Consider the following 18875-nt stretch of genomic DNA (forward strand, 5'->3'; position numbering starts at 1 on the left):
ACGGCGAGGATAGGCACGGATTCACGGGGATGTTACGGTACCGCGGCGGAGTAGAAACGACCGATCCCGCGTTTGACTTGACGTCAGATGATGGCCGGACCGGTTGTCCACTCAACAACGCGCCGGCACTTCGTGGCCGATCTGGACGGGGACGGTGAGTTCGAGTGCGACTGTTTGCCCACTAAGTAGCGCGCCGGCCCTCCGCCCGATCTCTTGACCCGCGGCCGCCAGCCGGTTCCAATGTCGTGCCGGCGTTGAACTGCGCCGGCGCAGGCTAATACACTGGTCGGCGTTGAAGCCCCAGCGGGCGGAGGGCGATACGTGAGCCAGGGTCTGATGGCGTACCTGGTGCCCCGCGACGAGTTGCTGGCCGCCCCCGGCGGTAGGGACCGTGAGCTTGTCGCGGCCATGCTGGACGAGTTCGCCGAGGACATCGAGCAGCTCGACCGCGACTTCGAGACGGACAACGCGGACGTGTGGGACGGGCCGACCGCGGCCGGGGCAGTGGCCGAGCTGATCGGCGGCCGCCCGAGCATGGACGAGGACGACGGCGGGCTGTACACCGCCGCATTCGAGCTGGTCTGCCGGTACTACGGGGAGTCGGCCAGCAACGACTACTTCAGCCCGTGCCGGGTCGAGTGGTTCAACCGGCTGGACGCCCTCCTGGCGGCCGGCGGGGTGCCGCTGTCGCTTGCTGACGTGTGGTGCGTCGCCCCGTCGGTCCGGTCGCCGTGGGACCGGCTGCTGGAGTTCGGCCACTGGCCGGCCGACGTGATGCGTGTGGCCGCCGGCCCACTCGACCGGTTGCTGCCGTCGGTGGCCGACGCCGACGAGCGGTCGGCGTTGGGGACGGTCCAAGGGTGGCTGCAGGCGGCGGGGGCGGCCCCTGACTCGATCCTGGTAGGCTTCTTCCGGTGAGATGGTCGCGCTGTACCAGGCGATACACCGGAATCGCCACCCCGTTGAGCCCTTACTCGTCCAGTCCCTGGTTAACCATCGAGTGGCGTTGCCTCTAAACCATTCTAGACGGGTCGGTTTTGGGGCAGACCGGGAGGTTTTGAGGCAGACGGTTTTCCGTGGTCGGGTCGCGCGCCGGAAAACGCTGGAACGGACAAGCAGGTGGTGGTACGATCGCGCTTGCGTCGTGTGGGAAGACGGGGCGAAACAGCTTGGAGGAAAATGCATGTTTCCCGTGGCTTTAATCGCTATCGTTCTGTCGGTTGGACCCGTTGATGTGATCGGCGAGTTGGGGCGAAAGCCCATCGGCGCACTGACCCAAGCCGAACGGACTATCCTTCACAACGAGATACAGAGGGTGATTGACGACGCGAACGCGAGGATACGTGAACTCGAAGCGGAGAAGGCGGCTCGCGAGGCTAAGAGACGTGCACGGAACCTACAAAACCCGTAGTGGCATGTAGTCACCCATCACGCCCCCGGAAACTTGATGATCCGGGGTTCGTCGGCATCCACATTCGGCTCGACCGCATCGCCGCCGAACTCGACCGCAAGGCCGAGCGTGAACATCTCGTGGATGCAGACGACAACGTTATGGCAGAGGATTTTGGCCAACACTTCGTTCGTCATCGCCACGTCCGTCTTGCTCCGAACGTGGTCCCGGAACTTGGCCTTCACCATGCTGAACGTGCTTTCGACGTTGCTGCGAAGGTGGTAGTGCCGACAGAACTCGTCCCGGTTCAAGTTGAACTCGTGGAACAACCGCCGCCACGTCTCGCCGTTCTTGTTCGCGACGGCGTTCGTCTTGAACGGGATGTACGGTGCGCCGCCGATCTTCTCCACCTGTTCCAAGTTCTTCCGCGAGATGTATGCTGAAAAGTCGTGTATCAAACCACCGGCCTGCGGCAGATAATAGGTAGCGGCCAAGCAAGGACGCCAGCCGAGGAGGGGGATGTGACCGATCTGATGGAAAACCTACGCCGAGCCATTCTGCGGAACGGTGTGGGACTTGGCGACGACGAACTCCTCGACAGTTTCATCGAGCGTCACGACGAAGTCGCTCTCGCCGCCCTCGTCCGCCGTCACGGGCCGATGGTGTGGGGCGTGTGCCGACGCCTGCTCGCCCACCACGACGCCGAGGACGCCTTCCAAGCCACGTTCATCGTCCTCGTTCGCAAGGCGGCTTCAATCAAGCCGAGGGCGATGGTGGGGAACTGGCTGTACGGGGTCGCCCACCAGACGGCGTTGCACGCCCGAAGAACCGCTACCCGACGAAGGGTGAGGGAAGTGCTGGTAGAGCAAGTGCCCGACACCGAAGCCGTGCAGAACGACCAGTGGAACGACTTGCAGCCCGTACTGGACGAGGAGTTGAGTCGCCTGCCGGACATCTACCGGGCCGTGGTCGTCCTGTGCGACTTGGAGGGCCGAACCCGCAAGGAAGTCGCCCGCCAACTCGGAGTGCCGGAAGGTACGGTGGGCGGGCGGCTGGCGAGGGCGAGGGTACTGCTGGCGAAGCGGCTCGCCAAGCGGGGCGTCGTAATGTCGGGCGGGGTGTTGGCGGGGGTGCTGTCGGCGGGTTCGGCGGCGTCTGTCTCGCCGTCGCTGGTGTCGTCCACGATCAAGGCCGCAAACCTGCTGGCGGCAGGGCGGGCGGCGGGCGTGGTCTCCGTGAAAGTTGCCGCCCTCACAGAAGGAGTGGTGAAAGTCATGTTCGTGTCCAAGATCAAGAGCGTGCTGGCTGGGGTGCTGGTGGTGATCGCCCTCGGCGGGACGACTGGGCTGATCTGCCGCACGCAGGCGGATGAGCCGCTGAAGGCTCAGAAACCCGTTGGAGGGGATAAGCAGGCCGACGCCGAAAAGGGCAAGAAGGCCAAGTCCGATGACGAGCAGTTTCAAGGCGTGTGGACGCTGGTTGAAGCGGCTTGGGAGGGGGAGAGAGGGAAGGTAGAAGGACAAATCGAGGCGACACTGACCGTCAGGCAAGGAACCTTACACATCAAGATTTCAAAAGGCCGAAAGACCGACATCGACAAGTTCTTCGTCTACAAACTCGATCCGACTGCTGCCGTCAAGACGATCGACCTCGCAGATTGGAAGAAAGGGTTCGAGGAGAAAGACAAGATCATCGAAGGCGTCTACACCATCGACGGCGACACGTTCTCGATGAGCTTGGGGGAGGGTGCGTTGGTCGAAACGGGGGCCGGAGTACACAAGCGACCGGCCTCGCTTGAAACGAAAAAAGGGTCGAAAACCTACACATGTACGTTTAAGAAGGAAAAGCCGTGGTAGCAGTAGTTGATGCTCACGTCGGCCGCCGCGGTCGGCCTCGTCGGGGCCTTGACGGGTTGGGGCCTGTCGGAGTCCGACGCGAAGTACTACGAAGGGGAAGTCGCGGCCGGCCGGTACCTCGTGACCGTGGAAGACACGGGCGATCCGGCTCGCGCCAACGGCGTGTTCACCCGGCACGAGAGCTACGACCGGGCGACGGCTCCGGTCATGTGACCGCGAGGGACGGATCAGGAATAGGAAGCGAGCCGGTGGCCCGCTTCTTTCGTCTACGCCGGGAGAATTTCCCACCCGTCGGACAGGCCGCCCAATTTCTCCGCGATCGCGGCGAGCTTCAATTCGACGTCCGTGATCGCGCCGGGCGTCGGGACCATGACGACGAAGCACCGCACCGTCCACCGGCCCGCGGGCTCGTCCGAATCAAGGAACGCCGTCACGCCCCCGCCGCTGATTCGGGCGGCCATACGGCCGGCCGGGGCTTTCTCGTCGAAGGTGTAATCAAAAATCACGGTGTGAGGCCGGGCGAGGTCCATGCGCGACTTTTGGCATTCGCGGAGGGCGTCTTCGACGGCATCGAGGAAGAGGGACATCGGGGTTGCTTGTGGGGAAAGGGATCGGCCGACACGGCCCGCGAACAGGAATGTGCAAGCGGTGCGCCGTCGTGACCCGGCGATTCTTCGCCATTGGATGGCGGTTTCGGCCGCTTCACGCGGACGGCTGTCGAAAAGCACCCGAGGATCGTTTCCGGGTTCGGTCGGGTGGTAGACTTGTTCACCCGGGGAGATGTGATCATGACCGCCTTCGATCAACGTCAGCGCACGTTCCACCAGCGAATCTTCGCCGCGCTCGTCACGGCCCAAGACGCCGGCGCGAGCGTGGCTGAGTCGCGGCAGCACGTGGCTGAGCGGTTCGGCGTGACGACGGAACGGGTGCGGGAGGTCGAGCAGGAAGGCATCGAGAAGCAGTGGCCGCCGCTGTGACTGAGATTCATCCCAACAGAGGACTGTGGCTCAGCCCGCTAGCCTCCGCATTGCTTCGCCTCTTCGCTTCATCTGCGAGAAATCGGACGAACTGATCTACGTGCCAAGCGTCTGAGCGGAACAAGGGAAGTCGACAGTACGAGGTTAACTTGATCTTTCCCGACTCATCGACTCTCACGTCCTGTTTCCAAAGTCGATTCCACTTCACTGCCATCCAGTTCCACTTACTCTTGATCCACCAGAACCGATCGTGAAGTCGATGTTGCCAGACAAGATATTTATCCGCGAAGAGTTGGACCGAGGTGTGTTGACTTCTCGCACAGATCAAACGGCTCATCCAACTGCGCGCTATAGAATCCAGCTTGTAAGACTTCAAAATGAAACGGACGTACATGCCCTTGGCGAACTGACCATCACGAATAGAAGTGCCGTCGTCCGTTCCAAGACCAAGGGAATACGCACATGTTCCCACGCCATCGGGAACTTTGAACTTGAGCGACATCGACAGTTTGCTCAAGGGTATCCCGAAATTTTGAAGAGTGACCTGGATCCGTGCAAACAGTGCGGAATTGTTTTCCTCGGAGGAGGTGTAATCTGTCTCGAACTGGCAAAGTCGCAGGACGGGGTAATTACTCCGTCGGTAGTTTGATACTGCGACATAAAGTGAGCTAACGGCCGTAACGAGTGCACACATTGAGATGCACAGTTGAGGAGTGAGCCATTCCAAGACGCGACCTCTCTTTCAGGATGATCGTGAAGTGATTCGCTCTCGATAACTTCCCATTTCTGACTTCGCGTTTACAGGCCTACTCCTTCACTTCCTCGGATTCTTCTTCGGCTTGGCGGGTTCCTTCGCTTCGGCCTTCTTCGGCCGGCCTCGCGGTTTCGGCGCAGGCGGCATCGGTGGCTGCTCGTCTTCAGGTGCCAGGATTTCCTCAAAGTGAGTGCAAGGGACTTTTAGAGCACGGCAGAGGCGGAACAGGACAGAGCCGCTAACACTGTTCAGGCCCCGTTCCATATTCCCGATGCCTCCCTGAGTGAGGCCAGCCGCCGCAGCGAGTGTCTCTTGGGACATCCCTTGTTCGACTCGTAGTCGCCGTAGCTCTTCGCCAAACGTAGGCATGTAAATTCCAAAAGGATGCTGTTGACTAAATTGCAACACGATGCTATTGTACCATGGCAACGCTGAATCGCAAGGCAAACAGGTTCGCCCCCAAACCTTCAACTGATTGATCTTCCTCACGCAAGGCGAACGCTCGTTGCGAATCGTCCGTGTCGAAGGTACGTCTCGAAGGAGTCCGAGATGATTTTTCTGATCGCCGATCAGCTACCCGCCACGAAGTTTCATAAGTCCGTCCGCCATTGGTCCCTCCACTGATCATTCTGGTTGCGATGCTTCCACTGCTCCACGCTTCCCACTCGTACTTGTTTAGCGGGTCAACTCGTTGGGTCTCGTTCGCCGATCGGTTACTCGGATAGCCGTCTCTGCCATTTGATGCCCTTTACTAGCAGGCGTGTCTTGATGGCCTCGTCCCAAACCACGGTGAAGCCGGCCGTCTCCAAGGCTCGCTTGATCCGTCGGCCTATTTCGATGCCTTTCTCGTCGTCGCCGCGGATATCGCCATAGGTAAGATGAAGATCACCGTTCTCCATGACCCGCTCCAGATCCTGACCGTGGTAGAAGCAGTAGCCGCCGATGCCCGACTGCTCACCACCAGCCTCGTGGTAGAACTGAGTCACATCGTCTAGGCCGTTGTCCTGGGTATAGCCCGCGTTCTGCAACGCCAGAATGCCTTGCTGCTCCAACAACTCAAAGACTTGATCCAAGCGGTCACAGTCAGTGATGGCTGGCCAGGCCAGCTCGTCCGCACGCTTCTTGCGGAACTCCTCTTCGATGCGAGCTCGGAGCCAGCCGTGATCAAGCTCACCCGGGCTGAGCACAGCCTCGTCGATCATCTCGACGATCCCGTCGGCATCGTAAAAACCCGACCACACGAATTGGCGGACGGATTCAACCGCGACTGCTTCCTTATCCATTCCGGCTCCGCTTCGCTCCTGGTTCTTCTTGGCCGCCACGCACGTACCAACGGCTCTCCCGTTGGTCACCTGTTGGCGACTAATGGACACGACTTCCTTCTCTCCCGCTCACGCATTCTTTCTCCGGCAATCGCATCTGGCCTTCCTCCGTTTCCGGTGCTCGTTCATCACCCGAACAGCGGCGGGCGTGTCAGGAGCCGGTTGCCGAACCAGCGTAACGTCTGGCTGATGTGGTCCACGACCGAGAGCGTCTGGCGGCGGCACGTCTCGAACACGGACATCAGTACGCCCTGCGCCTGCGCACCTGCCGCCGTCCGGTTCCCACCCCAGACCTTACGATTCACTACCGCCGGGCGGATCGCCTGCTCGGCCTTCCAGTTCGTCGGCTCGATCCGCGGGTCGAACACGAACGCGAACCACTGCTCGAAGTGGTTCCGCAGGTGCCGCGCCAGAGTAGCGTACTCCGGCACCGCCCGCGGTCGGCGCACCAGATCCAGCAGGCGGTCGTCGAACGACACCCGATGCGCGTCGAGTTGGTTGTCGGTCCACGTCCCCGGCACGTACCCGTTCCGCCAGTGGATCGCCTCGGTGAACAGCGCGATCACCTGCCGCGGGAAGCGAACGGCCCCGCGGGTGGCGGTCGCCAGCAGGTCGCGGGCGCGGCGGAGCACGTGGGCCACACATTGCTGATGGATCGCCCCCTCGAACCGCTCGTAGGAGGCGAACCCGTCGTGGCTCAAGACACCCGACCAGTCCGCTCCGATCACCCGCTCCAGGGCGTCGGCACTGCGCTTCGAGTCGATGCCGTACGCGGTGGCACGGTCACCGACCCAGGCGTGGAGCCAGGCCGGGTGCCCTCCGACCCGCCACCCCGTCTCGTCCGCCGCGATCTGCTCGGACGACCGCACGTCGTCGAGGATCAGCGTGTAGTCCGGTTCGAGCCGGGCCGCGGCCCGCAGGTCGATCCGGGCGCTGGCCCCGCGGGTCAGGGTGATGCCGAACAGGGTCCGGAAGGCCGACGCGACCTTCCCGTGCGACAGGCCCATCTGGGTGTGCAGGACCGCGGCCGCGGCCTGGGCGTCGGGGCCGACCTGGCTGGCGGCCGCACCCAGGGCGTCGGATGTCTGGAGCGGGTGCCGGCCCTGGGTGCGCTTGCCGCACCCCTCGCAGTGTCCGACGTGGACGCGGAACTTGCGGATCAGCGGCGTGCGGGGGATCTCGGTCTGATACTGGTCGGCGGTGCCGGTCTCGACGAGGCGGCCCCGACAGTGGGGGCAGGCGTCGGGCAGGTGCGCCTCGTGGCACTCGGCGACCTGCTCGGGCGGGGGCGGCGGACGGTGGCCGTGAGTGCCGTGGGCGTCGCCCGACTTGCGGCCGGGCGGCTTTGGGTCGGGCTTCGGCGGCCCCTTGCGGAACGGGGCGGCCTGTCGCTTGCCGGCGCGGACGGCCTCCTCCAGCTTCCGGGTCAACTCGGCGACCTGGGCTTCGAGTTCGGCGACACGCTTGAGGAGATCCCGACAGCGGGGACACGCAGGCTCGTCCATGCCGCGATACTACCAGATCAGCCCGCGTTCGACTGCCCTGGGGCCGGATGGGGCGCTAAACAAGTACTCCCACTCGACCACGGAAGCGGCCGCGTGAAGGCAAGCCACGACCACGAAAGACCGCATAGTTTTCCCCTCGCTCGCATCACTTCGACTGCGGGCGTTTAAGGGAGATCGTGCTATGAGCAAAGCCGTTGAATTGTTGAGGGAGATTCGAGATTTACTTTCGATGCAGGCGAGCCCGCTTCTGGACAAGCGCGGTGTTGTGAAGTTTTTGTGCATGGGGAAGACGAGCATTGAACGGGCGGAGGCTGAAGGTCGTTTCCCCAAAGCTGTCGCGACTCCAGGCGGGCCGAGGTGGCGAAGAGAGGAGTTGATCCAGTGGGTGAAAACGTTGAAGCCGCGGCGGCGGAAGCCGCGAGGCCGCCGGCGGATCGTCCTGCCGGTCGAATCGACCGACGCATCGCGCACATGATGAATCGCACCCGACCTGCGTGCTGGTCGGCCGTGCCGGCGGTGCCGGCGTTTTACTCAACTACTTCGCGAAAGGACCCTTGATGGCAACTGCCACTCGAAAGCCCGCCTCAACGGCCGTGCGTGAGTCGGCCCCGCAACCGGTAGGGACAAGCAACGCCTTCCCCGGATGGCCCCGGCATCGCGTCGCCGCCTACCTCAACGTCCTGGAGCAGTTGCCTGCCTGCTCGTGGTACAGGCAGGTCCGCCGAATGTTGGCCGACGCGGATGCTTTGTTGAATGAGATCGACACGTTCCGCTTCGATTTGCGGCCGGAGTGGATAGCCGTCGCTCCCGACCCGCTCGCTGAATTCTTCCGGCTCTTCGGCACGCCCGACTTGGCCGACCAAGTCGCCGCCGTTCGCCTCACGCTTCGGGCCTTTGCCGACGCGGTCGGAAACAATCTCCCGCCAACGCCGGTTCAAAAGCCGAAGGCGAAGTAACGATTCCTTAACCCTTAGAATGGAGAGTAATCATGTCCGACGCCGTTGCAGTCACGAAGAAGCCTGCCAAGAAGAAGCCTGCCACAAAGAAGCCGACGCCCAAGAAGGCCGTCTTGAAGAAGTCGCCGCCCGCCGTTGAATCGGACCCGGCCGCGGACCTGATGGCGGGTTGGGACAAGCCGACTGGATTCGAAGAGGTGAACGAAGCCATCGAAGATTTAAAACACTTTGTGCAGACACTGGACTCCTGGGACGCGGAGGACTGTTTACGAATGATGGTTAACCTCGGCTTGCTTTCAAGGCTCGTCGATCGAATCGAGCGCGGGAACAACTATGTGTTGTTGAGCAAAAACAACGATCTCGACAACGCCTTGGATCGACGTCTGGGCCCAGTGGGAAACCTTCGGCGTACCGGAATCTGCTGACGTTGTCCGTCCGCCTGTGAGGCGGTGAACGCCATCTGAAGTCGTCTGGCCGGTGGAGCGATCCGCCGGCCGGCCTTATTCTCACCCCGCTCGCGTCGCTCAACCCTCCCTGCGAAGAAAATGGCTCGAAAACAGGCGAATTCGCGCCCGCCATCCGCTCGCGGCCTTCACGACCATTTTCGTAAGCCCTGGAAATCAAGGCGAATCGGAGGCTCCAGTCACGCTCATGGCTCTCGTCTCGCTTGTTTTCAAGGCGTTTTCCCGCGCGCCCGAGTTCCGATTCGTCCGTGTGAGACAGGGTGCAACGGCTGTAGGAGGGGACCGTGCTCAAAGAATGAACGGTTTTCACTCTGCATTTCGGACCTCCTGTCGATGGTTCTTTATGAGCGGAGACTCGCCGGCGGCCACCAGCGAGTCCATGCCGGCCGGTCCCACGGGTGACTAGTTCCCACCCGTGGGACCGCCGGGCCGCACACTAGGAACTAGACCCATGTTGACCACTCCGCCGTCATCGGCAATTTGTTCGTTAATCCCCGTCGACGTCCGACTCCGCCGTGCCGCCGTTGATCGTATCGCCTGGCGTCACGCCGTCGAAGCATGGGCGAGTTCGACCGATGAGTGTCGAGGCCGTGCTCTCCTCGAAGACATCGACCGAGCGTGGCAATGGCGGTGGTGCGACCAGACGTTTCCCCATCACGACACAATCGCGAGCGTTGCTGAACTGCGGCAGTACGTCGGCGTAGCTCGGTCCGCGGCGGCCGTGCTGGCAACCGACTGGATCGCCGACCACGCTCGGCTCTGGCATCTCTCCTGCCTCCTGAATGACGAACTGTTCACAGCCCTCGCAGGTGTACGGTTGAACGATCCCGCGGCGTGGACGGACGGAGGCGTGATCCGGCGATTCGAACACGAGACGTTCACGGCGGTGCGATGGCCGACGCCGAAACATCTTCTGAACTACAGACCGGACGAGTTCGCGCAAAGAATCACGTCTACGTGCTGGGCCGCGATGCTGAGCCTGAACAGCACCGTTCCCAACCCAGTTCGGCCGTTCGGGCGGATACTCCAGATCGAACCGGTCTTGGACATGGTCGAAGCGTGGGCACGTTCAGGGGGGATCACAAGCCCGGACAATCGCCCCGATGGCATCCCTCGGTTCCGTGGAGTTGGCTTCCCCTCGCCCAAGAAGATCGTCTACGGGAACCTGTCCGCAGAAGGTCAGCCGAAGCCAATCGCCGTCCTGCGGGCGATCCTCGAAGCATCGGATCAGCTCGGCACCGAATCCTTCGAAGAGAGAGAGATTCAGAGGAAAGCCGCAGTTGAAGGCAAGCTTCACACACACCTTTCGAAGGTTCGGGGCCTGCTCAAAGCCGTCAACTATCCCGAGACCGTGCAGCAACACACGGACGGGGAGGTGATGACCTACATCTACCTCGCCCCCGATCCTCCGAAGAGAATTGAATGAGAATTTAACCCCTGGTGAATGACGTCACGGTAATCTTCTGCACCAGCACACTGAGAGGGCTAACTATGACCGACGCGGCTCCGCGACATTCACCCTTGCAAGCCGTACCCTCGGCCGACGAGATCCGGAAACGTCTTGCTGAGACTTTGGCCGAGCGGCGTGCGCTCAAGGACTTGCTCAGGGTCGCTGTTCAAATTGAGTCCGACCGCGCGGGGGCGTCCCTACCGCTGTCGAAGAACTAGCCAACCTACCAGGTAAACATCACCCGCATAACCGGCCCGCTCGGGTCGGCCCGTAAAAGGTACGCGCCATGAGTCGAACATCGGACCTGTACGGCCTAATGCCCAACGGCCGCCCCTTTGGCCCGCCTCCTGGCGGGGTCGGCACTCATGCCGAGCAGGTCGCGAAGGCAAACACGCCCCGCCCAAAGCCGACCGCCGAGCAGTTGATGCTCAGCGACCTGTGCCGGCGGGTAGCGGCCTTGGAGCGGTACATCTACGGACCGGGGGGCGGCCGGTGAGCCAATTAACTGAACCCAAGCTGCCCTCGAAGGAAGCCATCCGAGCGAGGATGCGGCAGCTGCAACGGCCGCCCGCGCAACGCGGCGGACCAGCCACCTTTGCCGAAGCATTCGCCGAGGTTCAGGAGTTGGTCGCGCTCTGGATTCTGCTACATCGCCGGAAGGATGCTGTCGCACGAGCGGAGAGGCGGTGTCCTGGGATCATTGAATTCATGACCCGGTTCGCGATGGAGGGCGGCTCATGAGCGAGCAGAATGTCGCCAAGCGACCCGGCATCCGGGCCCTTCGGATCATCAGGCTGATGACGAAGGCGTGTGTGGCGAACGAACTCGGACCACAGGTCTTCACCCTCGTGACCGTCATCGCGGCGGCGGAGGATAGCAGGAAGTACCTGTCCGAGGTGACGTTCTACGATTTCCAGTTGATGCCGCTGATCGGCGCGAACTGCCAAGACACGCTCGCCCGCGTTCGCAAGCGGGCCTTCGATGCCGGCTGGCTGACGTACCAGCCAGGACGGAAGGGTGTGCCGGGGCGGTACCGGGCGACGATCCCCCCGGCCGTGGAGGCCTTCACCGACGCCCCCGTGGATGAGTCGCCGGAAGAATACACCGCGGATTCCTCCGCACCCGTGCGGACACAAGCCGGGGGAATCAGCGGACACAAGCCGGGAGCAAGCCGGGAGCAAGCCGGGGGAATCAGCGGACCTCTTATACCGCTTCCCTACCCTGTACCTGAAAAAGAGGGCGCGACCCGAAGCGGGTCGCTTGATGCTGTCGAGAACGACAAAACGAATACGGGAAAGGTGAAGAAACCGAAGCAGCCCCAAGCGGACGGCTCGACGGTGCCGATCCCGCCGGAACTCGACACGCCGGAATTCCGCGAGGCGTGGGCCGAGTGGCTCGCCGACCGGAAGGGTCGGCGCAAGCCCGTCACGATCATTGCCGCGAGCCGGCAGTTCAAGAAGTTGATCCCCCTCGGCCCAACGGCCGCCGCCGAGTGCGTGGCCAAGTCCATCACCAGTTGCTGGTCGGACATCTTCCCGGACAAATTCACGCCGTCTGCCCGCGCCGGACCGGCGGATCGGGGCCGCCACGCCGGGTACGACCTGCTCCCCGGTCAGAGGTACGAACCGCCCACGGCCCCGCCACTGTTTCCGCCGGCTCAGCCCGTCACCGTCGCCCCCGGCGCACCACCCCACCCGAAAGGCCCCCGATGAACGACCGCGTCCCGCCCCAGAACCGCGAGGCCGAAGTGGCCGTTCTGTCCGCGTTCCTCGTTGACCCCGCCTGCCACGACGACGTGGCCGGCATCGTCGGCGCGGAGGACTTCTACTTTGACGCCCACCAAAAGATTTTCGCGGCGGCGACCGACCTGGCGCAGGCCGGCAAAGCCGTCGACCTCGTGACGGTTGCGGAAGAACTTCGCCGCCGCCGTCAGCTCGAAGACGTCGGCGGGCCTGTGTACTTGGCCGAGGTCTACGACGTCGTCCCGACGGCCGCGAACGCCGCCCACCACGCCGGGATCGTCCGCGGGGCGGCCGTCGCCCGCCGGGTGATTCGCCTGTGCCACGAGACCCTCCGCGACGCCCACGCCGCTTCCGGCCCGCCCGAGGAACTGCTCGCCGCCCTTGAGGCCAATGTCTTCGACCTCGGCCGGGGGTTGGGCGACCGGGGCCGGGAGTTGGTCGATGCCGGGGCGTGCATCGAGGCGGCCAAGGTGCGAATCGACGAGCGGCAGACGGACGGCGGCGCGACGCTCCGCGGCGTGCCCACCGGGTTCGACGCGCTCGACGGGTTCCTGAACGGCCTGCGGCCGGGGTCGTTGACGGTCGTCGCCGCCCGGCCGAGCGTCGGCAAGACGGCGATGGCCGCCGGGTTCCTGTTGCAAGCGGCCTTCGCCGGCGTCTCGGGGCTGTTCGTGTCGCTGGAGATGACTCGCGAGGAGGTCGGCGACCGGTTCCTGTCGATGCTCGCGGGCGTCGACCTGAAGCGGATCGCCGGGACAGACCGGCTCAGTCGGACCGAGGCGGACAAGGTATGCGCGGTGACGGTCGACGGGCAGGCCCGGATCTGGATCGACGACCGGGTCGGCCAGACGGCCGCCCGCATCGCGTCGACCGTCCGGCGGGCGGTCCGCCGGCACGGCGTCGGGCTCGTGGTCGTCGACTACCTGACGCTCGTCCACCCGGAGAACGCGCGGGACCGTCCCGACCTGCAAGTCGGCAAGATCGCCACCCGGTTGAAGGAACTCGCGAAGTCGGCCGGCGTGCCGGTCGTCGCCTTGGCGCAACTGAACCGCCAGGTCGAGAGCCGGGCCGACGGCAAGCCGAAGATGTCGGACCTCCGCGAGTCCGGACAGATCGAGCAGGACGCGGACAACGTGCTGATGCTCCACCCGATGCCGGCCGAGCCAGGAGGGCAGACGCAGGACGTCGACCTGCTGATCGAGAAGAACCGGCAGGGACCGCGGGGCGTCGTCCAGCTCACCTACCGCCGGCCGTTCGTCCGCTTCGAACCGCGAACTGTGGAGGGCCGGTAACATGCGCGACGAACCTGACATCGCGCTCGTTCTCCGCGTGCAACCCGCGACAGCCAAACCGAAGCGGGCCGAACAGGCCGATTACGGTACAGAAATCTGAGAATTCGCTCTGCGTTTGGCGCGAAGTTGTCGAGTTCTTAATGCGACCCTTCCAGTCCACATCAGCTACAAGGAGTCCTCGTATGAACACAGGCGAATCGAGCAGTATGGCAACAACCGAACGTCCGCCCGGAAAACCGTGGTCGCTTGCCGACGCGGCCGCGTTCCTTGGCCTTCACGTCAGAACGGTTCGCCGCGCGGTCGACGCCGGCAAGGTGCGCGCGATCCGGTTCGGGAAGCGGGTGATGATTCCCGACGAGATCGTGAAGAAACTCGCGTCGCAAGGCTTACGTTAAGGGTCAACACAGACGAGGAACAAGTCATGGGCTTTGTCTTTCAGCAGAAGACCACGCGACCCCTTCCGCCGGGGGCTGAGATCATCGAGAAGAACGGGTCCAAGTTCGCCCGCTACCGGGTGCGCGGGAAGGTTCGAACGGCCCCGCTGTCGGAAGACGGCACGAAGATCGTCACCAAGTCGGCCATGTACCACGCCCGGTATGACAACGCCGAGGGCGAGGAGGTCACTCGCAAGACCGGTTGCCGCGACGAGCAGTCGGCCCGGCAGATGTTGGCGGGGTGGGAAAAGGAAGTCGATCAGATTCGGGCCGGCATTCTCGACCCGAAACTCCTCGACACGGTGCGCAAGGCGGCCACGGCCCTGGAAGAACACCTCACCGAGTACGAGCGGACCTTGCGAGCCGAGGAAGTTTCGAAGGTCTACCGCGAGAACGTGCTTCGCGCCGTGCGGCGGGTGGCGGCCGAGTGCCAGTTCGCCACGCTCGCCGCCTTCGAAATGGCCGCGGTGGAACGGTGGTTCGCCGACCGGGGCGCCGCGGGCGATTCGGCCCGCACCCGGAACTACTACCGGGAATCACTGATCGCCTTCGGTAACTGGGCCGTGTCGAAGGGGCGGCTCGCGGCCCACCGGTTCGCCGAGTTGTACAAGGCCGACGCGAAGGCCGATCCGCGGCGGAAGCGGCGATCGTTGACGGAAGAGGAACTCGGCCGACTGTTGGCCGTCGCCGCCACGCGGCCGCTGAAGGACGCCCAAACCATCCGGCGCGGCAACAACCGGGGTAAGGCGATTGCGAAATTGACGGCCAAAGCCGTCGACCGGTGGGAAGCCGTCGGCCGGGAGCGGGCGTTGATTTACAAGACGCTCGTCCTGACCGGCCTTCGGGCGGACGAACTCCGGACCCTCCAAGTGGCCCAACTCGACCTGATGCCGGGGGCCGCGTTCCTGGAACTCGACGCTGCCGACGAAAAGAGCCGTGAGGGCAACGCGATTGCTCTCCGCGACGACCTCGCCGCAGACTTGGGGCAGTGGTTGGCCGACACCGGAAAGCGGGGTCGTGACCGCGTGTTCAAGGTGCCGACGTCCCTCCGGCTCGTCCTGGACCGGGATCTACGGGCGGCCGGCATCCCGAAGCGCGACGACCGGGGGCGGACAATCGACGTCCACGCCATGCGGACGACGTTCGGCACGCTCCTGAATCGCGCCGGCGTGCAAGCGCGAACAGCCCAGCAAGCCATGCGTCATTCGGACATCAAGCTGACGATGGGAGTTTACACGGACGAGCGACTGATCGACACCCGGGCAGCGGTAGAAAAATTGCCCGCCCTCCCTCTTCAGCCCACCCGCCGCCAGACTTCCGTTACATCCCCGGTTACATGCGCCCCAGTCCAAACGGGTCACCCCGTGCCCTCTCTGGTCATTTACCTGGCTGATGAGGGCCAAGCCGAGAATGAAGGGGTTGGGGTGAAAAATCCTGGAAATGTCAACGAAAATGCCCTTGAGTCACCATCAGTCACTCAAGGGCACGTCGTATCGGAAAGTCGGGCTGACAGGATTCGAACCTGCGACCTCTTGGTCCCGAACCAATAGAGTGAAATGCTGGGAGAACGTAAGGTAAGCCTTTCCAGCGACTTACGGACAGCACACTTCTTACAGTTTACACGATTTTCACGCGGGCGCCATCCCGGATCACACACTTTGCACCGAATACCCTGCACGAGCCTGCATGGCTCAAATCCGTGCGAGTGGTGCGTTACCCGATCCGAATCGCTGGGAACATCGCCTGCCGGAGATGCACATCGACACGGTCGCGAGCTACGCCAGGCTGAAGGGTGAAGCCGATCTTCTGCACGCGAACCTGATCCGCGAGATCGTGCCGAACCCGTTCCGTCCCCCGGCCTTCCTCCCCGAGTGGCAGACTCGACACGGCAGACCCCGGGTACAAGGTTCTCAAGAAACCCGTACCAGCAACGAGGACGTCTTCGTCGAGATGGCCCGCGTCGTCCGGGACTGGGCAGCCAGTGTTCAAAAGGCTTGAGAGCGCTGCGGGCCGAGCTGATGAACCCCCATCGTGCCTTTAGCCTCAGCACAAGGCGTTACGGGCTGGCGACCCATTCGACGAGCTGAATGATCATCCCACTGGGGTCGGTTACCTGGAACAGCCGCTCGCCCCACGGTTCTTCACGGAGTGGCAGGGTGATCTCGACACCCTCGCCTCGCAGCCGCCGTTCTTCGTCCTCAAGGCCGGTGGTGGTAAACGCCAGAATGAACCCGGCTACCTGCTGATCGCGGTAGCTTTCGGGGAGCACTTCGATCCCGCACCGGACGAAGACGACGTCGGCCCCGGCGTCCGGGCGGGCGAGTTTGGCGAAGTCGCTATTCGACATTTCGACCGTGAACCCGAAGTGCGTTGACAGGAACACGGCCGACGCCGACACGTCGGACACGGTCAACGACACGGTCGTTTTTGTGATCTTCATCCCGAACCTCCTGACCGCGGCCGACTGGAAAGTTTCGGCCATCGCGGTCGGGGGTCATTTTGGCGTCTCGCGGGCGGCGGGTATTGGACGGATTTGACCCCCGTCGAACGGGACGTGATTGTAGTGCGGGCCGCGGCTGGCGAGGTACGCTCCGGGCGTGATGCCCCGCGAGTTCACGGAAGTCGCGGTTCAAGTGGGCCTGGTCGTAGTACCCGCACGTCAGGGCAACGCGAGCGAGTCCCGATAGGGGCGAGGTGTCGAGGTGGTAAATGGCCCGCTGGAACCTTTGCACTTTGCAGAACGTCTTCGGGGTCAGCCCGATCTCGCGGCGGAACAGCTCGATGAACCGCCGCGGGCTGAGGTTCGCTCGTAATGACAGCGGCGTGACCGATAGACGCCCGCCCGATGCCACGAATTCCTCCGCCGCGCGGGCGATGGCGGGGTGCCGGCGGCCCGAGAGCGGTAGGCGGTGCAGAAACGCTTCCTCCAGCAACTGGAACCGCTCGTCGTGGGTGCGGGCGTCCGTCAGCCGACCGTGGAGGTCTGCCGCGAACGGCCCCCAGAGGTCGGTCAAAACGACCTGGCGGTTGTGAATTCGGTCGAGCGGTTCTCTCAAGAACGGGTAAGCCCCACCCGGCTTGAATCGGATGCCGAGGAGCGAGGCCTGCTGGTCCGTGTCGGTGAGGTACGAAGCCGAGTGCGCCCCCGAAGCGACTGGCCCACCGAAGAATCGCTGACGGGTTGGGTCGGCCGGGTCACGGAACCGCAAGCCTCCCCCGCCGAGGGCCATCACAATGTCGGTGTCGCCGTTCGGTAAGAGCCGCTCGAACTGGTGGGCCGCAGCGTGCTCGACGTACCAAAACGACTCAATGAATTGGGACAGGCGGACGGCGCGGGCGTCGGCGAATTCACCGTCCGGGCCGTACCGCACCCCGCCGGCGTCGATGGCGTACCGGTTCGGGTCGTCCCACCCGAGGGCGGCGGTCAGGTACCGGGCGAGGTCGTGCACCCGCACGTCCGTCGTCTCCACCCGCCGCCACACCGGGTCGGCCGCGTCGAGCAACTCGACCCGGAACTGGTACGCCCCGCGGTTGGCAGCCGGAGCGGGGTCGCACCACCCGCCCCACGCCGGCGGGCCGGCGGGCGGCTTCCGGATCGGCCGCCCCGCGAGCCGGGTCAGAATGGCCCGGGCGCGGCGGCGGACGGCCGCCCGCTCCCACTCCCCCAAGTGTCGCATCTCGGCGGCCAGTCGGTCCCGCTCGTCGGTCGTCAGGAGGATGGGTTGCGTTCCACTTCTGGCGGCGGCCAGCCGGTCCCGAACGGCCGGCGAGAGGCGGGCATGGTCCAGCAGCACCGCCCGCTGGCCGGGCGTCAGGAGATGGTGTCGCCGCGGTTGCTGAACGTGAGCGACGCGGCCGCGGACACGTCCGGCATGTTGCGGCGGTTGATCGGCTAGAACGTGCGGCTGGTGACCGACCTGCCGGCCGGGGTGTGGCCGGTGCTCGCCGACCCCGGGCAGTTGGAGCAGGTGCTGCTGAACCTGGCGGTCAACGCCCGGGACGCCATGCCGAAGGGCGGCACGCTGACGGTGTCGGCCCGGAACGAGACGGTTTCCGCCGACGCGGACGTTGCACCCGGTCGGTATGCCGTGTTGTCGGTCACGGACACCGGGACGGGCATGCCGCCGGAGGTTGTGAGCCGGGCGTTCGAGCCGTTCTTCACCACGAAGGAAGTGGGCAAAGGCACGGGCCTCGGCCTGGCCACCGTGTACGGCATTGTCCGGCAGGCGGGCGGGTACGTGCGGGTCCGGTCGAAAGTGGGCGAGGGAAGTACGTTCGAGGTGTTGCTGCCCTGGACGAAGGACGCGAACGCGGACGCGGCGGGCAAGTCGGGCATCCGCAGGTCGCCCCTGGGGCAGGAGACAGTCCTGGTGGTGGAAGACGAGACGGCGGTTCGGGCGCTCGTGCGGCTGGTGCTGAAGAAGTTCGGCTACACGGTGCTAGAGGCGGCCGACGGGCTGGCGGCGGAGAAACTGGCCGCAGCCCACAAAGGTCCGATCCACCTGGTGCTGAGCGACGTGGTTATGCCCGGGGCCGGAGGGCGGGCGGCCGTCGAGGGCATTCTCGACAAGCACCCGGAGGCGAAGGTGGTGTTCATGAGCGGGTACACGGACGACGCGATCATGCGGCAGGGCGTGTCGGCGTCGGAGGTGCCGTTCCTGCAAAAGCCGTTCACACCCAATTCTCTTGCCACGAAGGTGCGAGAGGTGCTGGACGTGCCTCGCCGGCATTGA

At 64.1% G+C, this 18875-nt stretch carries 23 protein-coding genes; 15 read left to right on the forward strand and 8 right to left on the reverse strand.

Annotation, left to right across the window (positions count from 1 at the left end):
* The first annotated feature begins 321 nt into the window (after window positions 1-321).
* Complete coding sequence (locus PX52LOC_RS22945) at window positions 322-918, forward strand: DUF7691 family protein (RefSeq protein WP_149112281.1); 597 nt, start codon at window positions 322-324, stop codon at window positions 916-918.
* 265 nt (window positions 919-1183) lie between these two features.
* Window positions 1184-1411, forward strand: coding sequence for a hypothetical protein (locus PX52LOC_RS22950; RefSeq protein ID WP_149112282.1), 228 nt, complete (start codon window positions 1184-1186; stop codon window positions 1409-1411).
* 17 nt (window positions 1412-1428) lie between these two features.
* On the opposite strand, the gene PX52LOC_RS22955 is transcribed toward PX52LOC_RS22950, so the two are convergent.
* Entirely contained in the window at window positions 1429-1884 is a 456-nt protein-coding gene (locus PX52LOC_RS22955) for a transposase (protein ID WP_168219153.1), read from the reverse strand.
* Between the two features lie 27 nt (window positions 1885-1911).
* Between PX52LOC_RS22955 and PX52LOC_RS22960 the strand changes: the two genes are divergently transcribed.
* The gene (locus PX52LOC_RS22960) at window positions 1912-3246 is read left to right on the forward strand and encodes a sigma-70 family RNA polymerase sigma factor (protein ID WP_168219154.1); all 1335 of its coding nucleotides are present in this window, start codon (window positions 1912-1914) and stop codon (window positions 3244-3246) included.
* A gap of 9 nt (window positions 3247-3255) precedes the next feature.
* Window positions 3256-3459 (forward strand): hypothetical protein, encoded by a 204-nt coding sequence (locus PX52LOC_RS22965; protein WP_149112285.1) that lies wholly within the window; start codon window positions 3256-3258, stop codon window positions 3457-3459.
* Window positions 3460-3512: 53 nt separating this feature from the next.
* On the opposite strand, the gene PX52LOC_RS22970 is transcribed toward PX52LOC_RS22965, so the two are convergent.
* Complete coding sequence (locus PX52LOC_RS22970) at window positions 3513-3833, reverse strand: ribonuclease E inhibitor RraB (RefSeq protein ID WP_149112286.1); 321 nt, start codon at window positions 3831-3833, stop codon at window positions 3513-3515.
* A gap of 201 nt (window positions 3834-4034) precedes the next feature.
* Between PX52LOC_RS22970 and PX52LOC_RS22975 the strand changes: the two genes are divergently transcribed.
* Window positions 4035-4223 (forward strand): hypothetical protein, encoded by a 189-nt coding sequence (locus PX52LOC_RS22975; protein ID WP_149112287.1) that lies wholly within the window; start codon window positions 4035-4037, stop codon window positions 4221-4223.
* 814 nt (window positions 4224-5037) lie between these two features.
* Here PX52LOC_RS22975 and PX52LOC_RS44040 read toward each other — a convergent pair.
* The 3 genes from PX52LOC_RS44040 to tnpC all read right to left on the reverse strand — a co-directional run bounded on the left by PX52LOC_RS44040 (window position 5038) and on the right by tnpC (window position 7804).
* On the reverse strand, window positions 5038-5346 hold the full coding sequence (locus PX52LOC_RS44040; RefSeq protein WP_149115592.1) for a helix-turn-helix domain-containing protein: 309 nt from the start codon (window positions 5344-5346) through the stop codon (window positions 5038-5040).
* 344 nt (window positions 5347-5690) lie between these two features.
* On the reverse strand, window positions 5691-6299 hold the full coding sequence (locus PX52LOC_RS22985) for a DUF6891 domain-containing protein (RefSeq protein ID WP_149110580.1): 609 nt from the start codon (window positions 6297-6299) through the stop codon (window positions 5691-5693).
* A gap of 128 nt (window positions 6300-6427) precedes the next feature.
* Window positions 6428-7804, reverse strand: coding sequence for an IS66 family transposase (gene tnpC, locus PX52LOC_RS22990; RefSeq protein WP_149110579.1), 1377 nt, complete (start codon window positions 7802-7804; stop codon window positions 6428-6430).
* A 557-nt stretch (window positions 7805-8361) separates the two neighbouring features.
* Between tnpC and PX52LOC_RS22995 the strand changes: the two genes are divergently transcribed.
* Window positions 8362-8760: a hypothetical protein gene (locus tag PX52LOC_RS22995; RefSeq protein WP_149112288.1), complete on the forward strand. Its 399-nt coding sequence runs from the start codon at window positions 8362-8364 to the stop codon at window positions 8758-8760.
* Window positions 8761-8792: 32 nt separating this feature from the next.
* Window positions 8793-9185, forward strand: a complete 393-nt coding sequence (locus PX52LOC_RS23000) for a hypothetical protein (protein ID WP_149112289.1) — start codon at window positions 8793-8795, stop codon at window positions 9183-9185.
* A gap of 526 nt (window positions 9186-9711) precedes the next feature.
* Here the strand turns inward: PX52LOC_RS23000 and PX52LOC_RS23005 are convergent.
* A complete protein-coding gene (locus PX52LOC_RS23005; protein WP_149112290.1) occupies window positions 9712-10095 on the reverse strand; it encodes a hypothetical protein in 384 nt (127 codons plus the stop codon).
* A gap of 99 nt (window positions 10096-10194) precedes the next feature.
* Here PX52LOC_RS23005 and PX52LOC_RS23010 point away from each other — a divergent pair, with 99 nt between their 5' ends.
* From PX52LOC_RS23010 to PX52LOC_RS23040, 7 genes are all read left to right on the forward strand, one after another.
* The gene (locus PX52LOC_RS23010; RefSeq protein ID WP_149112291.1) at window positions 10195-10650 is read left to right on the forward strand and encodes a hypothetical protein; all 456 of its coding nucleotides are present in this window, start codon (window positions 10195-10197) and stop codon (window positions 10648-10650) included.
* Window positions 10651-10960: 310 nt separating this feature from the next.
* Window positions 10961-11170 (forward strand): hypothetical protein, encoded by a 210-nt coding sequence (locus PX52LOC_RS23015; RefSeq protein WP_149112292.1) that lies wholly within the window; start codon window positions 10961-10963, stop codon window positions 11168-11170.
* A 241-nt stretch (window positions 11171-11411) separates the two neighbouring features.
* Complete coding sequence (locus PX52LOC_RS23020) at window positions 11412-12386, forward strand: hypothetical protein (RefSeq protein WP_149112293.1); 975 nt, start codon at window positions 11412-11414, stop codon at window positions 12384-12386.
* Complete coding sequence (locus tag PX52LOC_RS23025) at window positions 12383-13708, forward strand: replicative DNA helicase (RefSeq protein WP_149112294.1); 1326 nt, start codon at window positions 12383-12385, stop codon at window positions 13706-13708. Before PX52LOC_RS23020 ends, PX52LOC_RS23025 begins: the two co-directional genes overlap by 4 nt.
* A gap of 182 nt (window positions 13709-13890) precedes the next feature.
* A complete protein-coding gene (locus PX52LOC_RS23030) occupies window positions 13891-14103 on the forward strand; it encodes a helix-turn-helix domain-containing protein (RefSeq protein ID WP_168219155.1) in 213 nt (70 codons plus the stop codon).
* Between the two features lie 26 nt (window positions 14104-14129).
* Window positions 14130-15692 carry a tyrosine-type recombinase/integrase gene (locus PX52LOC_RS23035; RefSeq protein ID WP_149112296.1) on the forward strand — a complete coding sequence of 521 codons (1563 nt, stop codon included), beginning with the start codon at window positions 14130-14132 and terminating at the stop codon, window positions 15690-15692.
* A gap of 136 nt (window positions 15693-15828) precedes the next feature.
* Entirely contained in the window at window positions 15829-16140 is a 312-nt protein-coding gene (locus PX52LOC_RS23040; protein ID WP_149112297.1) for a hypothetical protein, read from the forward strand.
* 58 nt (window positions 16141-16198) lie between these two features.
* Here the strand turns inward: PX52LOC_RS23040 and PX52LOC_RS23045 are convergent, their stop codons facing one another.
* On the reverse strand, window positions 16199-16582 hold the full coding sequence (locus PX52LOC_RS23045) for a VOC family protein (protein WP_149112298.1): 384 nt from the start codon (window positions 16580-16582) through the stop codon (window positions 16199-16201).
* Window positions 16479-17936 (reverse strand): DUF6597 domain-containing transcriptional factor, encoded by a 1458-nt coding sequence (locus tag PX52LOC_RS23050; RefSeq protein ID WP_149112299.1) that lies wholly within the window; start codon window positions 17934-17936, stop codon window positions 16479-16481. Before PX52LOC_RS23050 ends, PX52LOC_RS23045 begins: the two co-directional genes overlap by 104 nt.
* 114 nt (window positions 17937-18050) lie before the next feature.
* Here PX52LOC_RS23050 and PX52LOC_RS23055 point away from each other — a divergent pair, with 114 nt between their 5' ends.
* Complete coding sequence (locus tag PX52LOC_RS23055) at window positions 18051-18875, forward strand: ATP-binding protein (RefSeq protein ID WP_168219156.1); 825 nt, start codon at window positions 18051-18053, stop codon at window positions 18873-18875.

The sequence above is a fragment of the Limnoglobus roseus genome, from assembly GCF_008254045.1.
GTDB lineage: Bacteria > Planctomycetota > Planctomycetia > Gemmatales > Gemmataceae > Limnoglobus > Limnoglobus roseus.

Excerpts from the sequence above, each read along its gene's own strand:
- PX52LOC_RS23035 (WP_149112296.1), top strand. The coding sequence starts at position 14,130 with ATGGGCTTTGTCTTTCAGCAGAAGACCACGCGACCCCTTCCGCCGGGG.
- PX52LOC_RS22975 (WP_149112287.1), top strand. The coding sequence starts at position 4,035 with ATGACCGCCTTCGATCAACGTCAGCGCACGTTCCACCAGCGAATCTTC.
- PX52LOC_RS23025 (WP_149112294.1), top strand. The coding sequence starts at position 12,383 with ATGAACGACCGCGTCCCGCCCCAGAACCGCGAGGCCGAAGTGGCCGTT.
- PX52LOC_RS23030 (WP_168219155.1), top strand. The coding sequence starts at position 13,891 with ATGAACACAGGCGAATCGAGCAGTATGGCAACAACCGAACGTCCGCCC.
- tnpC (WP_149110579.1), bottom strand. The coding sequence starts at position 7,804 with ATGGACGAGCCTGCGTGTCCCCGCTGTCGGGATCTCCTCAAGCGTGTC.
- PX52LOC_RS23020 (WP_149112293.1), top strand. The coding sequence starts at position 11,412 with ATGAGCGAGCAGAATGTCGCCAAGCGACCCGGCATCCGGGCCCTTCGG.
- PX52LOC_RS22950 (WP_149112282.1), top strand. The coding sequence starts at position 1,184 with ATGTTTCCCGTGGCTTTAATCGCTATCGTTCTGTCGGTTGGACCCGTT.
- PX52LOC_RS22965 (WP_149112285.1), top strand. The coding sequence starts at position 3,256 with ATGCTCACGTCGGCCGCCGCGGTCGGCCTCGTCGGGGCCTTGACGGGT.
- PX52LOC_RS44040 (WP_149115592.1), bottom strand. The coding sequence starts at position 5,346 with ATGCCTACGTTTGGCGAAGAGCTACGGCGACTACGAGTCGAACAAGGG.
- PX52LOC_RS23010 (WP_149112291.1), top strand. The coding sequence starts at position 10,195 with ATGCTGAGCCTGAACAGCACCGTTCCCAACCCAGTTCGGCCGTTCGGG.
- PX52LOC_RS23015 (WP_149112292.1), top strand. The coding sequence starts at position 10,961 with ATGAGTCGAACATCGGACCTGTACGGCCTAATGCCCAACGGCCGCCCC.
- PX52LOC_RS22970 (WP_149112286.1), bottom strand. The coding sequence starts at position 3,833 with ATGTCCCTCTTCCTCGATGCCGTCGAAGACGCCCTCCGCGAATGCCAA.
- PX52LOC_RS23040 (WP_149112297.1), top strand. The coding sequence starts at position 15,829 with ATGGCTCAAATCCGTGCGAGTGGTGCGTTACCCGATCCGAATCGCTGG.
- PX52LOC_RS23000 (WP_149112289.1), top strand. The coding sequence starts at position 8,793 with ATGTCCGACGCCGTTGCAGTCACGAAGAAGCCTGCCAAGAAGAAGCCT.
- PX52LOC_RS22995 (WP_149112288.1), top strand. The coding sequence starts at position 8,362 with ATGGCAACTGCCACTCGAAAGCCCGCCTCAACGGCCGTGCGTGAGTCG.
- PX52LOC_RS23045 (WP_149112298.1), bottom strand. The coding sequence starts at position 16,582 with ATGAAGATCACAAAAACGACCGTGTCGTTGACCGTGTCCGACGTGTCG.